1 protein-coding gene and 1 pseudogene are annotated in these 1,511 nt (G+C 65.7%); one reads left to right on the top strand and one right to left on the bottom strand.

All coding sequences use genetic code 11. The features are described from left to right. On the bottom strand, positions 1 to 1,214 hold a 1,214-nt coding region (gene glnX / locus WA317_RS16590), incomplete at its 3' end, for a protein kinase G-activating protein GlnX (RefSeq protein WP_425174067.1). Positions 1,215 to 1,363: 149 nt separating this feature from the next. Here glnX and WA317_RS16585 point away from each other — a divergent pair. Then, positions 1,364 to 1,511, top strand: a pseudogene (locus WA317_RS16585) (NUDIX hydrolase); the annotation flags it as partial.

The following is a 1,511-nucleotide window of genomic DNA, read 5'->3' as shown; positions in this document are numbered from 1 at the left end:
GCGTTGAGCACGTCGTCGCGCAGCTGGCTGCGGCTTTGGTCCATGGCCTTGACCAACGCGCGGTCGAGCTTGTCGAACGCCGGAGTGGAGTCGTCGTCACCGTTACCGAGGGCGACCTGGGTGGCGGCTTGGTAGTTACCCACCGAGATGTAGGCGTTGATCCGCTCATCGGCCTGACGCCAGCGGGCCAACAGTTGATCGGCGCCCTGCAGATCACTTCTGTCGACGGCGTCGTTTCGGGCGAGATAGGAGTCGAGCTGCTTTTGCATGTCGTCGATGCGCTGGTAGAAGGACTGTTTACGGACCTCCTGGTCACCGCGCCGAATCAGGGACAGCGTCTCGTCGGCTCGCGCCTGCTGAGCGGTGATCGCGAGGTTGGTGATGGTCTTCAATGACTCTGCGGCGGTGTCTTTGGCGGTGCGGCTACTCGTCGTGGAGATAGTGAGCGCCGTACCCACCCAAACCACCATAACGAGAATCGCCAGCGCACCCACGACAAGTCCGGGATTGATGCGCCGTTTGGTGCGACGGCCCAACCAGCGGTGCGCGAACGCGCCAAAGGCAGCGGTGGTGGCGACGACGAGGATGACCGGGGCCGGAATCTGCGTTGAGGCCGTGGTCTCGGTGTCCACCCGCGCCGACGTAGCCTGGTAGAGGTGTTGGGCGTCCGGCAGAATTCGCTCCTGCATCAGCACCGACGCCTCCGACAGATACGACGAACCGACCGGATTACCCGCCCGGTTATTGGTGCGCGCGATTTCGATCAGCCCGGTGTATACGGCCAGTTCGGCGTTGATCCGACCCAGCAGCCGCACCAGCGGCTCGTCGGTCAGCCCGCTCGACGCCCGGGTGACGGCTTCGGAGGCGTCGGTGATGGCCTGCTCGTAGCGTTCCCGGACGGTGCGCGGCTCGGCCTGGGCGATGAACGCTGTGGCTGCCGCGGCGTCGGCGACCGACAGTGTGGTGTAGAGCCGTCCGGCGGCGAAGGCCAGCGGCTCGGTGTGGTTGAGCACGGTGCTCAGCACTTGCTGGCGCTGGTTGATCGTCGTCGAGGTGGCGAAGGCGCTGAGCACCCCCAGCAGCGCCAGGATGATGCCGATGGTCAGGATGCGGCCCGGCGTCGTCGACACGAACCACCAGCGGGGGTGTGCGGGTTCGGTTGGCGAACGCGACCCCAGCGGTTCAGTCGACGGGTGCGCCAACTCAACGGTCACGTCTGTTCGGACCTCTTTTCTTCGGCGTTGGTCCCACGACTCCCACGAGATTGTATAAGCGAAGTCTAAGAGCGACGACGCTAAGTGGTGCCAGTTGTGGACGAGTGTCGTCGATCACGCCCAGAGTCTGCCCGCATATCCTGAACAGCGTGCGCGGAGACGGCGACGGGTGGGTGGTGTCCGACAGTGGCATTCCCTTCTGGGGTCGGTACGGCGCGGCGGGTCTGCTGCTGCGGGCGCCACGCGCCGACGGCACCCCCGCCGTGTTGCTGCAGCACCGGGCGCCGTGGAGTCACC

This window comes from Mycobacterium sp. (assembly GCF_049802695.1).
Classification (GTDB): Bacteria; Actinomycetota; Actinomycetes; order Mycobacteriales; family Mycobacteriaceae; genus Mycobacterium.
Note: the sequence above shows the minus strand (reverse complement) of the source record. Positions and strands in the feature narration are given on the sequence as shown.